The sequence below is a fragment of the Pseudomonas sp. MH10 genome, from assembly GCF_034353045.1.
Taxonomy (GTDB): domain Bacteria; phylum Pseudomonadota; class Gammaproteobacteria; order Pseudomonadales; family Pseudomonadaceae; genus Aquipseudomonas.
Map to the genome: position 1 here is coordinate 4,597,745 of NZ_CP133783.1, position 17,236 is coordinate 4,614,980.

The 17,236-nt window shown below is 56.4% G+C and carries 15 protein-coding genes; 8 read left to right on the plus strand and 7 right to left on the minus strand.

Translation table 11 applies throughout. The features are described from left to right. Positions 1–343 precede the first annotated feature (343 nt). Positions 344–2,008, plus strand: coding sequence for an energy-dependent translational throttle protein EttA (gene ettA, locus RHM59_RS20630; protein WP_322166143.1), 1,665 nt, complete (start codon positions 344–346; stop codon positions 2,006–2,008). A 283-nt stretch (positions 2,009–2,291) separates the two neighbouring features. Here the strand turns inward: ettA and RHM59_RS20635 are convergent, their stop codons facing one another. The 4 genes from RHM59_RS20635 to RHM59_RS20650 form a co-directional block, all read right to left on the minus strand. After that, positions 2,292–3,392 (minus strand): IS110 family transposase, encoded by a 1,101-nt coding sequence (locus RHM59_RS20635; protein WP_322167083.1) that lies wholly within the window; start codon positions 3,390–3,392, stop codon positions 2,292–2,294. Positions 3,393–3,523: 131 nt separating this feature from the next. Further along, a complete protein-coding gene (locus RHM59_RS20640) occupies positions 3,524–4,021 on the minus strand; it encodes a GreA/GreB family elongation factor (protein ID WP_322285297.1) in 498 nt (165 codons plus the stop codon). A gap of 517 nt (positions 4,022–4,538) precedes the next feature. Then, entirely contained in the window at positions 4,539–6,404 is a 1,866-nt protein-coding gene (locus tag RHM59_RS20645; RefSeq protein WP_322285298.1) for a DUF4105 domain-containing protein, read from the minus strand. An 87-nt stretch (positions 6,405–6,491) separates the two neighbouring features. Next, positions 6,492–6,980, minus strand: a complete 489-nt coding sequence (locus tag RHM59_RS20650; protein WP_322285299.1) for a DUF3015 domain-containing protein — start codon at positions 6,978–6,980, stop codon at positions 6,492–6,494. Positions 6,981–7,260: 280 nt separating this feature from the next. Between RHM59_RS20650 and RHM59_RS20655 the strand changes: the two genes are divergently transcribed. Beyond that, positions 7,261–9,714: a Lon protease family protein gene (locus RHM59_RS20655; RefSeq protein WP_322166139.1), complete on the plus strand. Its 2,454-nt coding sequence runs from the start codon at positions 7,261–7,263 to the stop codon at positions 9,712–9,714. Positions 9,715–9,882: 168 nt separating this feature from the next. Beyond that, positions 9,883–10,212, plus strand: coding sequence for a hypothetical protein (locus RHM59_RS20660; RefSeq protein WP_322166138.1), 330 nt, complete (start codon positions 9,883–9,885; stop codon positions 10,210–10,212). Between the two features lie 19 nt (positions 10,213–10,231). On the opposite strand, the gene RHM59_RS20665 is transcribed toward RHM59_RS20660, so the two are convergent. Then, positions 10,232–12,109: a hypothetical protein gene (locus tag RHM59_RS20665; protein WP_322285300.1), complete on the minus strand. Its 1,878-nt coding sequence runs from the start codon at positions 12,107–12,109 to the stop codon at positions 10,232–10,234. A 249-nt stretch (positions 12,110–12,358) separates the two neighbouring features. On the opposite strand from RHM59_RS20665, the gene RHM59_RS20670 reads away from it, so the two are divergent. Both RHM59_RS20670 and RHM59_RS20675 read left to right on the plus strand, forming a co-directional pair. Further along, positions 12,359–12,664 carry a DUF6482 family protein gene (locus RHM59_RS20670; RefSeq protein WP_322166136.1) on the plus strand — a complete coding sequence of 102 codons (306 nt, stop codon included), beginning with the start codon at positions 12,359–12,361 and terminating at the stop codon, positions 12,662–12,664. A 93-nt stretch (positions 12,665–12,757) separates the two neighbouring features. Further along, positions 12,758–13,375 (plus strand): FKBP-type peptidyl-prolyl cis-trans isomerase, encoded by a 618-nt coding sequence (locus tag RHM59_RS20675; protein WP_322166135.1) that lies wholly within the window; start codon positions 12,758–12,760, stop codon positions 13,373–13,375. A gap of 88 nt (positions 13,376–13,463) precedes the next feature. Here RHM59_RS20675 and RHM59_RS20680 read toward each other — a convergent pair whose 3' ends face one another. Together RHM59_RS20680 and RHM59_RS20685 are read right to left on the minus strand one after the other, a co-directional pair. Next, positions 13,464–13,706 carry a hypothetical protein gene (locus RHM59_RS20680; RefSeq protein ID WP_322166134.1) on the minus strand — a complete coding sequence of 81 codons (243 nt, stop codon included), beginning with the start codon at positions 13,704–13,706 and terminating at the stop codon, positions 13,464–13,466. 252 nt (positions 13,707–13,958) lie between these two features. Beyond that, positions 13,959–14,927 (minus strand): polyprenyl synthetase family protein, encoded by a 969-nt coding sequence (locus tag RHM59_RS20685; protein WP_322166133.1) that lies wholly within the window; start codon positions 14,925–14,927, stop codon positions 13,959–13,961. A gap of 238 nt (positions 14,928–15,165) precedes the next feature. On the opposite strand from RHM59_RS20685, the gene rplU reads away from it, so the two are divergent. The 3 genes from rplU (at position 15,166) to cgtA (ending at position 17,233) form a co-directional block, all read left to right on the plus strand. Beyond that, positions 15,166–15,477, plus strand: a complete 312-nt coding sequence (rplU, locus tag RHM59_RS20690) for a 50S ribosomal protein L21 (protein WP_322166132.1) — start codon at positions 15,166–15,168, stop codon at positions 15,475–15,477. Between the two features lie 34 nt (positions 15,478–15,511). Next, entirely contained in the window at positions 15,512–15,796 is a 285-nt protein-coding gene (gene rpmA, locus RHM59_RS20695) for a 50S ribosomal protein L27 (RefSeq protein ID WP_297836646.1), read from the plus strand. A gap of 213 nt (positions 15,797–16,009) precedes the next feature. Further along, positions 16,010–17,233, plus strand: coding sequence for an Obg family GTPase CgtA (gene cgtA / locus RHM59_RS20700; protein ID WP_322166131.1), 1,224 nt, complete (start codon positions 16,010–16,012; stop codon positions 17,231–17,233). Positions 17,234–17,236: the final 3 nt, after the last annotated feature.

The window sequence follows — 17,236 nt, forward strand, 5'->3', positions numbered from 1 at the left end:
GCACTATAAGCTGGACGCCCAAAGGGCGCATAGCATGCTCTGAAGTGTGGCTAAGTGCCAGTCTCATTAGGCTCAGTGGTTTGCCCTGTCGTACGCATTCGCGTAACTTTGCCTGACGTGTGTCTAGCCCAATTCCCACAATAGCGATTCCACTGCAAGCAAATATTGATCCAGATCCAGTAGTAATCAGGTCGGCAATCGGCCGCTTGGGGGGATACTGTTTTGTTTAGGGCTGCATTGTGTCTGGCGGCAACCGCCGTAGATAAATAAACTTCAATCGCTTTTGTCGAGGCTCGCGCTAAGCTCGCACTCTATTCATCGTCACACATCGGGTTTTCTTTCCATGGCTCAATACGTCTTTACCATGCATCGGCTGAGCAAAGTTGTGCCGCCGAAGCGGGAAATTCTAAAAAACATCTCCCTGTCATTTTTCCCAGGCGCCAAAATCGGCGTGCTGGGCCTAAACGGTTCGGGTAAGTCCACACTGTTGAAAATCATGGCCGGCGTCGACACCGAGTTCGACGGTGAAGCGCGTCCGATGCCAGAGCTCAACATTGGTTATCTGCCTCAAGAACCTCAGCTGGACCCCACCAAAACAGTGCGTGAAGTGGTGGAAGAGGCTGTTAGCGTGATCAAAAACGCGCAGGCACGTCTGGATGAGGTCTACGCCGAATACGCCGACCCTGATGCCGACTTCGATAAATTGGCGGCAGAACAGGCCAAGCTCGAAGCTATTTTGCAGGCCAGCGATGGGCACAACCTTGAGCGCCAGCTGGAGGTCGCCGGCGATGCACTGCGTCTACCGGCTTGGGACGCGAAAATCGAGTTTCTGTCCGGCGGTGAGAAACGCCGTGTCGCGCTGTGCCGTTTGCTGCTGTCGGCGCCCGACATGTTACTGCTCGACGAACCGACCAACCACTTGGACGCCGACTCCGTGGCGTGGTTGGAGCATTTTCTGCACGACTTCCCGGGCACTGTGGTTGCGATCACGCACGACCGGTACTTCCTCGACAACGTGGCCGGCTGGATTCTAGAACTCGACCGCGGTGCAGGTATTCCTTACGAGGGTAACTATTCGGGTTGGCTTGAAGCTAAGTCGGACCGTTTGGCCCAGGAATCCAAGCAGCAGTCGGCCCATGAAAAGGCCATGAAAGACGAGCTGGAATGGGTCCGTAAAGGCGCCAAGGCGCGTCAGTCGAAATCCAAGGCTCGTCTGCAGCGCTTCGAAGAAATGCAATCGCAGGAATTCCAGAAGCGCAGCGAGACCAACGAAATCTATATCCCTGCCGGCCCCCGTCTGGGCGACAAGGTCATCGAATTCAAAAACGTCAGCAAAGGCTATGGCGATCGCGTGTTGATCGACAACTTGTCGTTTGCCATGCCCAAAGGCGCCATCGTTGGCGTAATCGGCGGCAATGGCGCGGGTAAATCAACGCTGTTCCGGATGTTGATGGGCAAGGAAACGCCAGACTCGGGCACCATCGAAGTCGGCGATACCGTGCAATTGGCATGCGTCGATCAGAGTCGAGATGATCTGGACGGCAAGAAAACCGTGTGGGAAATGGTCTCCGACGGTTCCGATCAGATCCGCATCGGCAACTATGAAATTCCGTCACGTACCTACGTGGGCCGTTTCAACTTCAAGGGCGGCGATCAGCAGAAGTTCGTTAAAGACTTGTCCGGTGGTGAGCGCGGTCGTCTGCACTTGGCGTTGACCCTTAAAGAGGGCGCCAATGTCTTGCTGCTCGACGAACCGTCCAACGACCTTGACGTGGAAACCTTGCGTTCGCTTGAAGAAGCACTGCTCGATTTCCCAGGCGCTGCCATTGTGATCTCTCACGATCGGTGGTTCCTGGACCGCGTTGCGACTCATATCCTCGCCTACGAAGATGACTCGCAAGCGATCTTCTTTGAAGGTAACTACACCGAGTACGAAGCCGACCGCAAAAAGCGCCTCGGCGATTCAGCTTCCCAGCCGCACCGGGTGCGTCACAAGAAGTTGGCGTGATTTAGGCCATTTCACCAACCGCTGGCTCCTATGTATGGACTCGCCTCCACTGTCAACCCGCTTTTAAACACCGCTACCCGGTTGCATCTATGTATAAGGCCTATTCGAGGAAGCCGTCTTCGGCTTCTGGCCAACATTGGTTCAGCTCGCGGTATGCCAATTACATTCAGGCCTCAAGGGCCAGTAGGAGCCAAGGCATCAATCCGCGACGGTCTGACCTGGGGTCAATGTTTTCTAGCAAGGGTTGAAGCGCTTTCGCGCCACGGTGGCAGAACTCTGTGGATCAGTGGCCCATCGCAGCTTGGCCATTGGCCGGTTGGCGGCGATAAGTCTGTTCATTCTGTAGCAGCGCCCAGACGATGCGCAGGTTACGGTTCGCTAACCGGACCGCCGCCTCTTTTCGACCCAGGCGCCCTAACCAGCGCAGCAGCCGCAGATCGTCGGGCTGCTGTGAATCAGGCCGCAGTTGCCTCAACACCGAATGGGCACCCTGAACCATCAAGCTGCGTATGTAGCCATCGCCTCGCTTGCTCATTTTGCCCAGGCGCACCTGCTCCCCGCTGCTGTGCTGCTCAGGCACCATGCCGAAGTAGGCGGCAAACATGCGCGCATTGGAGAAGCGTTCAGGTTCAGTCTGCTTGGCCAGCAGTGCCGTGGCGATAATCGGACCGATACCACGCACGGTCATTAGCCGTTTGGCGGTTTTGTCATCGTTCGCAGCAGTCTCCAGACGGCCAGTCAAGATGTTGATTCGCTCGCCCGTGTGGTGCCATTCACCCAGTAATTCGTCTATCAGTTCGCGCAACATATCGGGCAACGGCTGAGTAGCGTCTTCCAGCACTCGGGGTATGGTTTGGCTGATAGCAACATCGCCCTGCGCCAGCGCAACGCCGTGCTCTAACAGTAAGCCTCGCATCTGATTACTGATCGTTGTACGGCGGCGTACATAACCCTGACGAGCCCGATGCAAGGCCTGCATGGCCAGCGCTGCGGTGCTTTTGATGGGCACAGCCGCAATGCGGCTATCGCGGCCGGCACGCAATATCGCCAGCGCATCGTTGCGATCGTTCTTGGCACCGCTGCGATGATTAGCCACCAACCCCGCTGGAAGAATCCGCGCCAGATTGCCCTGATCCTGGAGCTGCCGCGCCCACGACTGAGCGCCTGGGCCAGTTTCCACCAGCACTATGACCTCTGGCGGCAGGTGACGCAGAAATGTAAAAAACGCTTCGCGCGACTTGATCCGCTCTTCGTAAAGTACATGGCCCAGGGCATCTTCCCCGGCGACCTGGAATACCCGCTTGGCAAGATCGACCGCCACTGTCGTGCAGGCCGATAGAGCGGCAGAAGACAAAGACTGATTAATCGTCGTATTCTTTTTCATGGACTCGCCCTCGCTGTCGTTGGCTTCTTAGACTGCCACCGTGGCGCATTGACGCCTCGGCTTGGGCGAGTCCATCCAATTACAGGGATCGCACACGCTGTAGGAGCCAACGGTTGGTGAGCTTTTGGCCTTCAAGCATCCTTCTCAATCCGCAAAACCTCAATCAATTGATCCCCCGCCGGGCGCTTCCACAGCACCTCGTCGCCTACCGCTGCGCCGACTAATGCGCGGCCCAATGGCGAATCCCAATTGATCAACCCACTGCCTGCTTGCGCTTGGTCTTCGCCGACCAGTTGCACGCGCTGTTCGGTGTTGTCTTCATCCGCGAACGTTACCCAACTGCCGATTTGCACCTTGTCAGTCGAGTTCGCCGCAGCGACGACCTGAGCGCTTTGCAGGCGTTGATTGAAGTAACGCAGGTCACGTTCGATATCGGCCTGGCGTTGTTTGTCAGCCTGATCTCCCCGGGAGGATTGCTCAGTGTATTGCGCCTGCAATTGCGCAACTCGCGCGTGTAGTTGCTCAAGGCCGGCAGCGGTCACGTAGTTGGGTTGTTCACTGACTCGCCGCTCCACCGGCTGGTCGGCTTGGGCGGCAGCGTTATCTTCATTGACGAAAGCGCGGCTCATGGCGATTTCTCCCGTGTACTTGAACTGTTAGAGCTAACTTGTTGGCGAGGCGGCTGGGTGTGGTAAATCAGATAAGCCGCCTCGCGAACAAGTTCACTCTTATAAAACTACTTTTAGGCTCGGTCTTCCCTCACTCCGGCGTCGCTCCGGGCGTCGCCGTGAGCGGCCATCCCTGGCCGCGCACGGCTGCGTTCGGCTGCATGGTTTCACGGGGCCTCTTTGCGTAATTTGATATTCAATTCACCGGCGATCTATAGGCGGGCGACTATCTGTAAGAGCCAACGTGTTGGCGAAGGTCCTTCGGACCTATCGCAGCCTTCGGCAGCTACAGAATCTGTGCATCGCCAACATCTGTGGGACCGAATTTATTCGGGAAGGCTTCAGTCCTGACACCCTGCAACCTCAAACCACACAAAGTGCCACACAGTTTGCTGCGCGACAGCGCGGCGTCGAAGACGTGGCAGACTCTCCTACAGACTTTCGGCTCCGCGTGCGATGCATTCAGCTCAAGCACCGCTCAATAGTGATACCACTTCACTTCCAACATCACTTCGTTTACCGGTGACGTCAATTGGCTGAATTCCCGTTGAGCGGTCAGGCGTAGGCCGAGGTTGCGTGACAGCTCCCATTGCTGATTCAGGCTCAGGTTGCGGCGCACTTCGCCATTGGTGAAGTAATCACTTTTGGCTTCAAGGCTCAGGTTACCCAGCGGATTGCGCCAGAGCAGGCCGCTGTCAAAGCCGGCTGCCGGGGACACGAGGGCTGAAAAGTCAGTGTTGTGTTCAACCCTTACCGTCCCCAGCGCAAAACCGAGCAGCTCGTCGCCTAATTGCCAGGTGCCGCCCGCGCCGCCATTGACATGGCTAACCAGTCTTTCTGAATCATGCTTGCCCAGTACCCGTTCGAGACCGCCCGTGACTTGCCAGGACCAAGGCTTGAGCAGTTCGGTGCGCGGCGTCAGGGAGCGGATGGTGGCGACGTCGAGCTGTTGCACTTGCCAATGGTTACCTTCGTACTGGCGCAGCTTGAGTTGCAGAATCTCGATCTGTGCCCCCAGTGGAAAACCATACGCGTTGTCGTTGAGGTCGTGATACGCCATGCGCAGGCCATATTCGGCGTAGGCTTTGTCGCCACGGCTCCCCGCTACCAGTTGCCAGGTGCGGGATTCATGGCCGTCTTCTGGCAGTCCTGGGCGGGCAATGTCCAGCGGTGGTGGTGGGTTCTGGCTGATTGCACGCAGCAGGTCGAAACTGCGTTGCGAGCGCTCGGTGTCGCGTTCCTGTCCATTGGCGCGGTAACGTTCGAGGCGGTAGGCGGCGTCCTGAATCAACGCCCGGCGCTCTTTCGGTAGAAGCCGATAATCGCGGTTCTGTAGCTGTTTCTGGTCGGCGCTGACGTTCAGCACCCATTGCTGCTCCTCGTCATTTAACGGTGCTGCCCGGTTGAGCAACTCACGCTCACGGGATGGGCGGTAGTCGATCTTCTCGACCAGTGCGGCCTGTTTCACCGCGCGCACGGTGTCAGTGGGGATCGCCGTCAGCGGGAACAGTTTGGTCAGCTCAAGGCCCGGACGTGCGACCTGGAGCAATTCCAGCAAACGGTAGGAACAGTTTTCGTCGAAGAAAAAATAACCGAAGCGAATCTGCTTGAGTTCCCAAACGTGCTCCACCATTCGCCCGGTTTCTTCAGGCGTCAGGTTGAGCCGGTACTCCCATAAATCACGGTTTTCCAGACTGCGGTATTCAGAGAGCTTTTCCTGATACGGCACCAGCGCGAACAGGCCGGGATAGCCGCCCATCAAGCCTTTCCAAGCGTAAAGAATGCTGTTGTCCATCCCTTCGATGTAGGCGCCGAAGTTGATGGCGTAACTCAGCAGGGCCGTGTGGTCTTTCTGTACATCGGCCTGATCGATTCGCAGCAGGGTATGGCCGAACATCGACGAGGGACTGTTCAAATACGCCGCCGGGAAAATCAACACGGTGCTGTCCGGGGCTACGCTGCTGTACCACTGTTTGAAATCCGTGCAGTCCACGGCAGGCAAGTCGGTCAGGTGTAATTGATCACGAAGAAAGTGCGTGCGTGCCGGGTAAACGCATTGCGCATGGGCGTTTTGTCTCGCTGGGTCATTGCTCGCGGGCTTGTAGATCGCATTGAGGGTCGCGCGCAATTCCGCCGCAGGGTCATGGGCACCATTGGCCGCAAGAAAGAACGTGGGATCGTCAACGTAGCTGCGCCACCCGCCCAGTTTTGCAGTGACGTAATGACCCAGGGAAATCCAAAGGGGTGTGTTTGCTAGTTGCTGCAAGCGATCATTGTCGATAGGGGGCGCGGCATACAGCGGGGCGCAGACAAAGAGCGCCACAAAAACAATGCGTTTGGGCATAGACGGCAACTAGTCAGGATTAAGGATCACGGGTGTTGCGTTGTATCGAAGGCCTGCCCCTTTAACCGAGGGGCAGGTGAACGAACCTTAAGCCTGAGTCGCATATTTGGCCAGAACAGGATCGTTTTTCAACACTGCCAAGGTGTTGGTGTGAACATCATCGGCGGTGGTGTCAGCCTTGCTGAAAATCTGCTGGAAGTGCTCATGGGTGACTGCGGCGAAATGCGCACGGTCTTGCGGTGCAACGCCCAGCACCACCGCGTAGGTGGTCAATGCCTCGCCCTGGCCGACGGCCATGTCTTTAGAGAGTTCGTCCATCATGCCATTCATGGCAATCCAGGACTTGCCGCCGTAAGTCAGGGCGGCGTTAGTTGCGCACCCGTTAGTGCCAGAGGTCATGCCGAAAGTGGCATTACCCGACGTCCCGTTAGTGGTCGACGCAAGGAAGTGCGCCGGCGTACCGCGCTGGCCCTCAAACAGCATGTTGCCCCAGCCACAGTCCGGGCCACCGGGTGCCTGGGCCATTGCGTTGAGAGATACCACGGTGAAAAGAGTACCGAGAAGAATCCGTTTCATAGCTTTATTCTCTTTTATGTTCATACCAAGGGTCGGGTTCCTGGCATATAAGGGCACCAGGGCTAGCCAGTTTTATTATTACCAGCTGCGCAATTTGGAGTTTAGGCACGATCCAAGGGTTCCGTGATTTATTGCAAATTGTTATCTGAAAAGTAGCTTTTGTCTCACGCGGACGGGGTCGCGACCCGGCGAAAAATATTCAGTTTCGGCGCGCCTTGCCAGCCGGGTGCGGCGAGCGCCAGAATGCCCCCATCTGCCCCGCCTGATGTAAGGATGACCGATGCCCGATACTGTTGCTGCTAGCCTGCGTCTTGCGCCCGAAGCGCTGACACGTCCTTTTTCCGCCGAACAGTTCAGCTTCACGACGACCAATGATCTGGAACCCTTTCGCGGTGTGCTCGGCCAGGAGCGAGCAGTCGAAGCCCTGCAGTTTGGCGTGGCCATGCCGCGCCCTGGTTACAACGTATTTGTCATGGGCGAACCCGGCACCGGTCGGTTCTCGTTTGTTAAGCGCTACCTCAAGGCTGAGGGCAAGCGCATGCAAACCCCTCCGGATTGGGTGTACGTCAATAACTTCGACGAGCCCCGCGAGCCGCGTGCGCTGGAATTGCCGTCTGGCAGCGCCGGGGCCTTTATCGCTGACATCAATGGCTTGATTGATAACCTGCTGGCAACCTTTCCGGCAGTGTTCGAACACCCTTCGTATCAGCAGAAAAAAAGCGCCATCGACCGAGCGTTCAACCAGCGTTACGACAAAGCGCTGGACGTAATCGAGCGTTTGGCGCTGGAAAAGGACATTGCCCTTTACCGTGACAGCACCAACATCGCTTTCACGCCGATGAGCGATGGCAAGGCGTTGGACGAGGCAGAATTTTCACAGCTACCGGAAGTTGACCGCGACCGCTTTCACGATGATATTTCCAGCCTCGAAGAGCGTCTCAACGAAGAGTTGGCCAGCTTGCCGCAATGGAAGCGTGAATCCAGCAACCTGATGCGCCACCTGAACGAAGAAACCATCACCTTGGCCTTACAGCCATTGTTGGCGCCGTTGTCGCAGAAATACGCCGAAAATGCCGGGGTCTGCGCGTACTTGCAGGCCGTGCAGGTGTACCTGTTGAGGACAGTGGTCGAGCAATTGGTCGACGACAGCAAAACCGACGCCGAGGCGCGTAAATTGCTCGAAGAGCAATACTGCCCGAGCCTGGTGGTGGGTCATCCGACCAACGCCGGCGCGCCAATTGTCTTTGAGCCACACCCGACGTACGACAACTTGTTTGGCCGCATCGAATACAGCACCGATCAAGGCGCGCTCTACACCACCTACCGTCAACTGCGTCCCGGCGCCTTGCACCGAGCCAACGGCGGTTTTCTGGTGCTTGAAGCGGAAAAAATGCTCAGTGAACCGTTTGTGTGGGACGCCCTGAAACGCGCCCTGCAATCACGCAAGCTGAAAATGGAATCGCCGCTGGGTGAGCTGGGTCGTCTGGCGACCGTGACATTGACTCCGCAGGTTATCCCGCTGCAGGTCAAGGTCATTATCATCGGTGCGCGTTCGCTGTATTACACGCTGCAGGACCTGGATCCAGACTTCCAGGAAATGTTCCGGGTACTGGTGGATTTCGATGAAGACATCCCGATGGTCGACGAAAGCCTGGAGCAGTTCGCCCAGTTGCTGAAAACCCGAACCTCGGAAGAAGGCATGGCGCCGTTGACCGCTGATGCGGTCGCGCGTTTGGCGACTTACAGTGCACGACTGGCCGAGCACCAAGGGCGCTTGTCGGCGCGTATCGGTGACTTGTTCCAGTTGGTCAGTGAAGCGGATTTCATTCGCCAACTGGCCAATGATGACAAAACCGACGCTGGGCATATCGAGCGGGCGCTCAAGGCCAAAGCGACCCGCACCGGTCGGGTGTCGGCGCGGATTCTCGACGACATGCTTGCCGGGATCATCCTCATTGATACCGATGGTGCTGCCGTGGGCAAGTGCAATGGGTTAACCGTGTTGGAAGTTGGCGACTCGGCCTTTGGCGTACCCGCGCGGATTTCAGCCACGGTCTATCCCGGTGGCAGTGGCATTGTCGACATTGAGCGCGAGGTGAATCTTGGTCAGCCGATTCACTCCAAGGGCGTGATGATCCTCACCGGTTACCTGGGCAGCCGTTACGCGCAAGAATTCCCGCTGGCGATCTCCGCGAGCATCGCGCTGGAACAGTCCTACGGGTATGTGGACGGGGACAGCGCGTCGCTCGGCGAAGCGTGCACCTTGATCTCCGCGTTGTCGAAAACGCCGCTCAAGCAGTGTTTCGCGATCACTGGCTCAATCAATCAATTCGGCGAAGTGCAGGCCGTGGGTGGGGTCAACGAGAAAATCGAGGGGTTCTTCCGGCTCTGCGAAGCCAGGGGCCTGACAGGCGACCACGGCGCCATCATTCCTCAAGCCAACGTCACCACCCTGATGCTTGATGAGCGGGTGCTTCAGGCTGTGCGGGACGGACAATTCCACATTTACGCCGTGCGCCAAGCTGACGAAGCATTGAGCTTGTTGGTAGGCGAACCCGCCGGAGCACCGAACGAAAAAGGCCAGTTTCCTGAAGGCAGCGTCAATGCTCGAGTGGTCGAGCGCTTGCGCGACATCGCCGAAATGCTCAGTGATGAAGACTTCAAGGAAGAGTTGGAAAAAGAACCGGCGCAGTTGCAGCCAGAGCTGAAAGCCTTGGCCAAGAAGAAGAAATAAACGGCGGGGCGCCGATGGGCAGAAATGACCATTCGGCGCCCCGTTGTTTTCCACGCTTTTAGAATTCGACTTTTCTTCTATTCTGGAAAGACACACAGTTGTCAAAAGGATTGACGCGCGCCTCCCTGGTTTTGAGGCGTGAATACTGTAGCCAACAAGGAGCTCGCCATGTCGCGCAGCCTCTGCCTGACCCGCCAATGCCTGGGCTTAACGACCCGTATCGAATGTGTGATTCGCCCGCTCTCCGGGGATAACGGCATGTGGACCTTGCTGTTCGCCGCTGGTATGTCTGGCGAACAACCCTCCGCACTCAAAGCCCAAGGTCCGTTTCATGGCCCGCTGGCCGCCGAATCCGTATTGATGGCCATCGCTGAAAGCCTTGCCTTGCATGGCTATCAAGTGGCTGAAGACGTGCCCATTTGGCAATTGCACCTGCAAGGCGAGCTGCGCCGTATTAATGGCGACAGCTCGCGTTGTCAGCGCTCATCACCGTTTTGAGTCGTAACGGCGTCGAGGTCTACTCGTCGTCGTCATCAGGTGTGGCCGGGGTATTCTGATTCAGCTGTTCAAGGCTGGCAGCATTCGGCTTGTCCAATTTTACCTGGAAGTTGTAATCGACACGCTTAAGGTCCGTGCGCTGGTAGGCTTCCAGGCTGGTCGGCTGACCGTAGAAGTAATGCACGTCGAACACATTTTCGCTGTACTGCGACGCTTGATGACTCACCGCGAGGATTTCCTTGAGGTACTTTCCGGCGTTGTCTTTTGCATAAAAACGCCATGTGTCAGTCGGAAATGCCGCCTGATCGATCACCAGTGCATTGCCTTTCAACGACAAACCTTTGGGCAACTCGGCGACGTCCATGAAGCTTTTTTCGATGTTTGCCAAGAACAGCGGCATCATGCCTTTTGCATAAGCTGGCAGTTGTGGGAATTGGGTCAAGTCGTAGCTGATATCGCCCTGTGCCACGTCGAGCTCGTAGGAGTCGAGCGGTAAGTCGATCTTGCTTCCCGGCTTATCATCGGCGCCTTGTGCGTAGAACGCGATCGGGCTGTCGTCGATGCTCAACGAGGATCCTACTAACTCTTCATTGAAGGTCTGCGGATGGCTGAACTCGATTTTCGCATCTTCCAGGTTTTCTACGTCCTGATGGATGACGATCGACTTCTTGAGTTGCTCCTCATTCATGTCGTAGGTTTTGAGGAAATCCGCCGCCTGATTGTCGTGCACCACGACCGGTAACAGCAGCGGCTGAACCTCTAGGCCAAAGGTGTGCTCATCGAATTGGCGTATCGGAACGCTCAGCTCGGTCTTGCTGATCTTGGTTTGCGAGTAATCCAGTACGCTGACATCGACCTTGTCCACCATCCCGTTGAAATACACCTTGGCGTAGTGGGTTTTTTGCTGGCGGTGGAAGGTGTGCATTTCTGCGTTGAGCTGAGCTTGAAACTCAGGGGTCAGTTGTTTCTGTTCCATCAACGTGTCGAGCTTCTTCTCGTAGAACGTAACTTGGCTGGGGTTCTGCGTGATTCCGCCCGCACGGGTGAGGAACTGCCCGGTTTTGTCTTGGGCCTGGACGACCAACGGGTTGAGTTCCTCGTCGACCAGTTCGTCGGGTAGGTCGGCGCTGTTTTCTATTTCAACTTCTGCGAAATTCTTGTCCAGGCTCAGCAACGTGACCGTGATGTTGTCGTCAGCCCGTTTGGCGCCGACATCTTTTTTTGTCAGCTCAAAGCTGCTGACTTTGCGCGGCGTCACGACCTGCAGTTCGCCGATCAACGTCACTGGGTTTGGCTTGTTTTTCTGGATGGGTGGCAGCGCGTCATCTTTGTACGGGTAGATCAATTCCAGGTCATTGGTCGCGGTTTCGCTATCGGTCGCCGGTACCAACTGGAGTTCGGTAGCTTCTTCTTCACGGTCTTTGGAGAAAGGAACAACCTTTTGGTTGTCCAGCGTGACCGACTTCCAGTCCACATTGTGTGGGAACGGAAACTCATCAGGTGAGCGGAACGAGAACGGGAATATCGGTTCCAGTGTGGTTAAAAAGTCAGAATCGGAGGTTCTGCGTTGTATGAACAGGCCGTTTATATAGGTATCGGTTACCGCTTGGCTGTCAGGATAATCCTTGAGCAGCGCCATAACGTCCTCGCCGTATTCCGTTTCTACCGGTTTCGTCTGCATTTCGAGCGCGATCCGCTGAATCATCAGCAGCGAAGCGCCTAGCGTGGTGACGGCTTCCTTCAGCTGCGGGTCTTGAATGGCCTCGACCTTCTTCTCGAGCTGATCAGCTTTCACCTTAAGCGCGGTGAGCTGTTGTTCCTCGGTTTTGTCGAAGCAGCCGCTCAATAGCAAAGAAAACGCCAGCGCGAGGCCGGTAAGCGGGAATCTGGATGCCATTCACGGTGTTCCTGTCAGGTGGTCGCAGCTCAGAAGTGTAAGGCACGGCGCAGAAGTACGAGGCGATATTTTCACTTCGCAGACCGATCAAAGTCTTGCGCACGTAGGCTTGTAACAATCGGCCCTGTTGCGATTGCACCCATTGATATCTCACTCAATAGACCGACGGGCCCACCTCAGGGTTGTGATTTCGCTGTGCTGTACGAAACTTACCTCTCGGAACCTGCACCGCGGCGAAAGGATTACCTTATGAATCTTCAAGAACTGACCGCTTACGCACACGCTGGACATGTTGATGAATTGAATCTGATCTCGATGGAGGGTGGGATCTATCTGCTGCAAGCCCGTATGCAAGGGATGGCGCACCCTCTCAACGACATGAGTGGCAAAACGATGCACCTGCGCTCGGTGGAGCATGCGCGAGACGTGCTGCATACGATGCCGGCCGTGCCGTTCAATCTGGTGCATTCAGTGGTTCACGATGAAATGTGTGGCTTGCGCAATGTCGACGAGCAAACCCTGCGCGTCCCGATTTCCTTCCGCTCTGCGTGGTAGTACCTGTGGATGGGGGGTGCTGCCCAATTGTGCTAGGCTGCTCGGCCTTTTAGTTCGGGGCGTCTTTATGGCGCTCCTCAGCGGAGCAGCGTTATGTCCGAAGTTAATCTGTCCACCGACGAAACCCGCGTCAGCTACGGTATCGGCCGTCAGTTGGGCGACCAACTGCGTGATAATCCGCCACCGGGCATCGACCTGGACGCGATCCTGGCTGGCCTGAATGACGCGTTTCATGGCAAAGAAAGCCGTGTTGACCAAGCGCAAATGGCTGCGAGCTTCAAAGTTATTCGCGAAATCATGCAAGCTGAAGCGGCGACCAAGGCTGAACAAGCCGCCGGCGCTGGCCTGGCTTATCTTGCTGAGAACAGCAAACGCGAAGGCGTGACCACTCTGCCTTCCGGCCTGCAATTCGAAGTGCTGACCGCGGGCGAGGGCGCTTCGCCGTCCATTGACGACCAGGTTCGTACTCACTACCACGGCACGCTGATCGACGGCACCGTCTTCGACAGCTCTTATGATCGTGGCGAGCCTGCTGAATTTCCGGTCAGCGGCGTCATTGCCGGCTGGACTGAAGCGCTGCAACTGATGAAAGCCGGTAGCAAGTGGCGTTTGCACGTTCCGAGTGAACTGGCTTACGGCGCTCAGGGCGCTGGCAGCATTGCACCACACACTGTTTTGGTATTTGACGTCGAGTTGCTGGACGTACTGTAAGTAGCCCTTCCACGCTGATGATTGCTGAGCGGATCGACCAGATTCGTTCAGCAATCGTGGTTGGAGAGGCCGTTGCCAAACCCCATGTTCAGTGCAGCTCACCGGCAGGTCGTAATGCCCGGGCGTAGCAAAACAGAAACAAATTACGCACCGTTTCCTTCAGTACGCCGGGTTCATTCGAACTTAGGTCCGTGACATCCAGATCGCCCTGATCACGTAATTCACCCAGCGCCTCCTCCCCCAGCACTGCACAGACTTCTCCCGTTTCCCGGTGAAGAATTCGCAGGTACGGATGTGGGCGGTCCAGCCATGCATCGATCAAATAAGTCATGTCTCATCTCCTCTGAGTTTTAATGAGAATAATTCTTATTTCGATAATAGCAAGGGACTATTGGATATTTTGTGGGAAAGACAGCTAGCGGCAGAGCAGCGGAATTTTTCTGTAGCCAACTTGCTGGCGAGGGGCAAATCTCTGTGGGAGCGAATTCATTCGCGAAAGCCGCGACGCGGTGTTCCAGACAAACCGCGTCGTCCGATTCCCGAATAAATTCGGTCCTACAGGAAATCACACGTACCGGTGGGATTAGTGCGTACGCGCTACCGCGAATTCACTCAGTTCTATCAATGCGTCGCGGTATTCGCTAGCAGGCAGTACGTCGAGACAGGCAATGGCGCGGGCTACGTAGTCACGCGCCAACTGCGCGGTGTAATCCAGGGCGCCCGCATTTTCGACGGCTTCTCGGATGCTTTCGAGGTCTTCAAGGCCTCCTTTCTGGATAGCCTGGCGTACCAGGGCGGCCTGTTCCGGGGTGCCTTCGCGCATGGTGTAGATAAGCGGCAAGGTAGGTTTACCTTCGGCCAAGTCATCACCGACGTTTTTACCCAGGGTTTCAGCGTCGCCGCGATAATCCAGTAGGTCATCGACCAACTGAAACGCTACACCCAGATGGTCGCCAAAGGTGCGCAGGGCTTCGCTTTGCTCAAGTGAGGCTTCGCACAGGGCCGCAGCGCTGTGGGTCGAGGCTTCGAACAGCATGGCTGTCTTGCCGCGAATCACTTCCATGTAGGTTTCTTCGGTGGTGCTGGCGTCACGAATCTTCGACAGCTGCAACACTTCGCCTTCGGCAATCACGCGGGTGGCTTTGGACAGGATTTTCATCACTGGCATCGAGCCTAATTCGACCATCATCTCGAAGGAGCGCGAATACAGGAAGTCACCGACCAAAACGCTGGGAGCGTTGCCCCACAAGGCATTGGCGGTGGAACGGCCACGGCGCATGCCGGACATGTCAACGACGTCGTCGTGCAGCAAGGTCGCGGTGTGCAGGAACTCGATGGTCGCCGCCAGCAGGCGCAGATCGTCACCTTCGCGACCCAGCGCCTTGCCACACAGCAAGACCAATAAAGGACGCAGACGCTTACCGCCAGCCGAGGTAATGTAGTCGCCGATTTTGGACACCAGCGGCACACGCGAAGCCAGCTGCTTCTTGATGATGACGTCAACGGCACTAAAGTCGTCCGCCACCGCGCGGTAGAAAGCTTGGGGTTGCATCAGCGACAGGTGCTCCAGAAGGGTTGCGCGGCATGCTAGGTGCAGGGCCGGAACCTGTCAAGGCATGACGTTTAGGCACTTGCATCGCGTTTGCGCCTTGCGTACAATCGCGCACCCTAACTTTCCTGGGCAGCACCTGCCTTACGCAATTGCAACGGGCCCTCCAGCCCAACGCAGCCATGCCAGCCGATACTCTACTTATAAAGAGCTGGGTGAGCAGGATTAACGGAGAAATACCATGTACGCAGTAATTGTTACCGGTGGCAAGCAGTACAAAGTCGCCCCGGGCGAATACCTGAAGATCGAAAAGCTCGAAATCGCTACCGGCGAATCCGTGACTTTTGATCGTGTTTTGTTGATCGGCGACGGCGAAGAAGTCAACATCGGCGCTCCTGTCGTTGTAGGCGCAACCGTTGTTGCTGAGGTGATCTCCCAAGGTCGCCACGATAAAATCCGCATCATCAAGTTCCGTCGTCGTAAGCACCACATGAAGCGTATGGGCCACCGCCAGTGGTACACCGAGATCAAAATCACCGGTATTCAGGCTTAATTCAGCCTAATCCTCTATTTGGAGTATTGAACTCATGGCACACAAAAAAGCTGGTGGTAGTACCCGTAACGGTCGTGACTCAGAGGCCAAACGCCTTGGCGTCAAGATGTATGGCGGCCAGGCAATCATTCCGGGCAACATCATCGTGCGTCAGCGCGGCACCCAATTCCACGCTGGCTACGGCGTTGGCATGGGTAAAGATCACACCCTGTTCGCGAAAGTGGAAGGCGTGATCAAGTTCCAGGTTAAAGGCGCCTTCGGTCGTCGTTACGTAAGCATCGTTCCGAAGACTGCAGCTGCAGTAGTCGTCGCTGCATAATTACGTAGTTGCTGGAAAAGCCCTGTCTCGCGACGGGGCTTTTTTGTTTGTAGGCGTAGGTGAGTCTCTTGCAAAACTGTTTGTGCGGGCTGTTGTGATGTGGACCTCTGAGGTCGCTGGTTTCTGATCGGTATCGCAACGCTCATTTTTGGCAAGAGTCTTATATTTTTGTACTATTCAGCTCGTCCCTGTGGCGAGAGGCGTGCTTTCAAAATGAAGTTTGTTGATGAAGTTTCGATTCGAGTAAAAGCAGGCGATGGTGGCAACGGTTGCATGAGCTTCCGTCGCGAAAAATTTATTGAAAACGGCGGCCCTAACGGCGGTGATGGCGGTGATGGCGGCTCGATCTACATGATCGCCGACGAAAACCTCAACACCCTGGTCGACTACCGTTACACCCGTCACTTTGACGCTGAGCGCGGTTCCAACGGTGGCAGCGCAGACTGCACCGGGAAGAAAGGCGAAGAGATGGTGCTGCGCGTACCGGTAGGCACCACAGTGATCGATGCGGCGACCCAGGAAATCATCGGCGACTTGACCAAGGCGGGCCAGCGTCTGCTGGTAGCGAGCGGCGGCTGGCACGGTCTGGGCAACACCCGTTTCAAATCCAGTACTAACCGAGCGCCACGTCAGACCTCGCCAGGCAAATTCGGCGATCAGCGTGACCTTAAGCTGGAATTGAAAGTGCTGGCGGACGTTGGGTTGTTGGGCTTGCCGAACGCGGGTAAAAGCACGTTTATTCGCTCCGTTTCAGCGGCCAAGCCGAAAGTGGCGGACTATCCGTTCACTACCTTGATCCCGAACCTGGGCGTCGTCAGTGTTGACCGCTGGAAAAGCTTCGTGGTCGCTGACATCCCTGGCTTGATCGAAGGCGCTTCCGACGGCGCAGGCCTGGGCATCCGTTTCCTCAAGCACTTGGCGCGTACGCGTTTGCTGCTGCACCTCGTCGACATGGCGCCGCTGGATGAAACCAGCGCACCTGACGCAGCCGAGGTTATCGTTAACGAGTTGGTCAAGTTCAGCCCGTCACTGGCTGATCGTGATCGCTGGCTGGTGCTGAACAAGTGCGATCAGATCCTCGAAGAAGAGCATGAAGAGCGGGTCAAGGAAATCGTTGACCGTTTGGAGTGGACGGGCCCGGTCTATGTGATCTCGGCTATCTCCAAGCAGGGCACCGAGCAGCTTAGCCGCGACATCATGCGTTACCTCGAAGAGCGTAACCTGCGTATCGTTGAAGACCCTGTCTTCGCCCGTGAATTGGCCGAACTGGATCAGAACATCGAAGACGAAGCGCGCGCTCAGTTGCAAGCGCTGGATGATGCGCGCACCTTGCGCCGCACGGGTGTGAAGAGCGTGCACGACGCCGAAGAAGATGTGTGGGGCGATGACGATGAGGACGATGAAGACGGTCCGGAAATCATTTACGTCCGTGACTGATCG

What these genes read in the sequence shown, in the direction of transcription:
- rpmA (WP_297836646.1), top strand. Translation starts at nt 15,512, where the DNA reads ATGGCACACAAAAAAGCTGGTGGTAGTACCCGTAACGGTCGTGACTCA.
- RHM59_RS20665 (WP_322285300.1), bottom strand. Translation starts at nt 12,109, where the DNA reads ATGGCATCCAGATTCCCGCTTACCGGCCTCGCGCTGGCGTTTTCTTTG.
- RHM59_RS20655 (WP_322166139.1), top strand. Translation starts at nt 7,261, where the DNA reads ATGCCCGATACTGTTGCTGCTAGCCTGCGTCTTGCGCCCGAAGCGCTG.
- RHM59_RS20680 (WP_322166134.1), bottom strand. Translation starts at nt 13,706, where the DNA reads ATGACTTATTTGATCGATGCATGGCTGGACCGCCCACATCCGTACCTG.
- RHM59_RS20660 (WP_322166138.1), top strand. Translation starts at nt 9,883, where the DNA reads ATGTCGCGCAGCCTCTGCCTGACCCGCCAATGCCTGGGCTTAACGACC.
- RHM59_RS20670 (WP_322166136.1), top strand. Translation starts at nt 12,359, where the DNA reads ATGAATCTTCAAGAACTGACCGCTTACGCACACGCTGGACATGTTGAT.
- RHM59_RS20685 (WP_322166133.1), bottom strand. Translation starts at nt 14,927, where the DNA reads ATGCAACCCCAAGCTTTCTACCGCGCGGTGGCGGACGACTTTAGTGCC.
- RHM59_RS20675 (WP_322166135.1), top strand. Translation starts at nt 12,758, where the DNA reads ATGTCCGAAGTTAATCTGTCCACCGACGAAACCCGCGTCAGCTACGGT.
- RHM59_RS20635 (WP_322167083.1), bottom strand. Translation starts at nt 3,392, where the DNA reads ATGAAAAAGAATACGACGATTAATCAGTCTTTGTCTTCTGCCGCTCTA.
- RHM59_RS20650 (WP_322285299.1), bottom strand. Translation starts at nt 6,980, where the DNA reads ATGAAACGGATTCTTCTCGGTACTCTTTTCACCGTGGTATCTCTCAAC.
- cgtA (WP_322166131.1), top strand. Translation starts at nt 16,010, where the DNA reads ATGAAGTTTGTTGATGAAGTTTCGATTCGAGTAAAAGCAGGCGATGGT.
- RHM59_RS20640 (WP_322285297.1), bottom strand. Translation starts at nt 4,021, where the DNA reads ATGAGCCGCGCTTTCGTCAATGAAGATAACGCTGCCGCCCAAGCCGAC.
- rplU (WP_322166132.1), top strand. Translation starts at nt 15,166, where the DNA reads ATGTACGCAGTAATTGTTACCGGTGGCAAGCAGTACAAAGTCGCCCCG.
- ettA (WP_322166143.1), top strand. Translation starts at nt 344, where the DNA reads ATGGCTCAATACGTCTTTACCATGCATCGGCTGAGCAAAGTTGTGCCG.
- RHM59_RS20645 (WP_322285298.1), bottom strand. Translation starts at nt 6,404, where the DNA reads ATGCCCAAACGCATTGTTTTTGTGGCGCTCTTTGTCTGCGCCCCGCTG.